This window comes from Aliifodinibius sp. S!AR15-10, assembly GCF_031569985.1.
Lineage (GTDB): Bacteria > Bacteroidota > Rhodothermia > Balneolales > Balneolaceae > JAMQKA01.
Genome location: NZ_JAMQKA010000119.1, coordinates 1 through 941, shown reverse-complemented (window position 1 = coordinate 941; position 941 = coordinate 1). Strand labels below are relative to the sequence as shown.

The window sequence follows — 941 nt, the reverse complement described above, 5'->3', positions numbered from 1 at the left end:
TATAGGAAACAATAACATAACTGGTAATTTCCCTTCAAGCGGCTGGCCTAATTTTTGGGATTTACGCCATTTTGATGCCGATAATAATGGCATAACGGGTAGCATATCTTGTGAGTTCTGGCAAAGAATAGATAATACAGATCTAAAATGGGTTGATTTAAGCTATAATAACCTTGACGGAAATGCTACAAGTTGTAAGGATAATGTGCAGGGTCATAGCTCTCTTACTATTCGGGTGGGAGGCAATAACTTTTAACCCTGAGAATTAAAGAATACATAAATAATCTTTAGGAGATAGGTTGCAACCCTATCTGAGCCGGGACTGCCATTAGGCGGTGCCGGCTTTTCTATTTCAATACGCCCTAATATTTTTATACTGAAAAGTGGTATTATTTTTGATAATGTTTTATATAACACCAAAAATTATGTAGCCATGAGTCTGCGAATAGGTTTTTTATTTTTGCTTTTATGGAGCTTGACTTTTATTGCGTTTTCTCAAACACAAAACAGTGTAGCGGGCGATCGCCAGGCGTTGATGGACCTGTATAATGCCACCGGCGGCAGCAGCTGGAAAAACGACAGCGGATGGGGCAGCGGCGACCCGTCGGACTCCTGGCATGGCGTTAAAGTGGATGCCGACGGGCGGGTCATCCGGTTGGACCTGTGGAAAAACGGGCTGGAAGGGTCCTTGCCGGCCTCCATTGGTAATTTGACGAAGCTCACTTACCTGAATGTAAAGGGCAACCGGTTAACGGGTGATATTCCCTCTGAAATAGGAAATATGACATCCCTGGAGTGGTTAATTCTCTCTGGGAGAAATCATCTGCAAAATGGTAACCCAGTAAAAGAGCCCCCGCAGGATTTAAATGAGCCATATCATCCTGGAAAATATAACAGCGCTACCAACGACTTTACAATCCTTCCATCGACTATTGGGGATC

At 43.4% G+C, this 941-nt stretch carries 1 protein-coding gene and 1 pseudogene; both read left to right on the top strand.

Features of this window, described 5'->3' with window-relative positions:
- Positions 1 to 256: hypothetical protein (locus tag NC796_RS26605; protein WP_310688925.1), on the top strand; the 256-nt coding region annotated here is incomplete at its 5' end.
- A gap of 177 nt (positions 257 to 433) precedes the next feature.
- Positions 434 to 941, top strand: a pseudogene (locus tag NC796_RS26600) (hypothetical protein); the annotation flags it as partial.